Raw genomic sequence first — 208 nt, forward strand, 5'->3', positions numbered from 1 at the left:
CACCAGCGAATCAATACGCTGCCCGAAGATGTGGTGCACAGGATCAGAAGAAAGACCCTGCTCTGCACCTGTGAGAACCCCGGCAGCTTTCAGGTAGCCTCTGCAATAACTTTGGAGAGCAGCCTCCCGCCCCTGAAACTCTGCCGGAACGGGGATCGGGTAGGCTCTGCCCTGGTAGTGAGCAGACACAACAAAGTGACCAGTGTCT

General features: G+C 56.7%; 1 protein-coding gene. It reads right to left on the reverse strand.

What is annotated here, in order from left to right; translation table 11 throughout:
- Window positions 1–189, reverse strand: a 189-nt coding sequence (locus tag E1189_RS26370; RefSeq protein WP_155158125.1) for a hypothetical protein, incomplete at its 3' end; no start/stop codon positions are given.
- Window positions 190–208 lie beyond the last annotated feature (19 nt).

The sequence above is a fragment of the Parendozoicomonas verongulae genome, assembly GCF_009711465.1.
GTDB lineage: Bacteria > Pseudomonadota > Gammaproteobacteria > Pseudomonadales > Endozoicomonadaceae > Sansalvadorimonas > Sansalvadorimonas verongulae.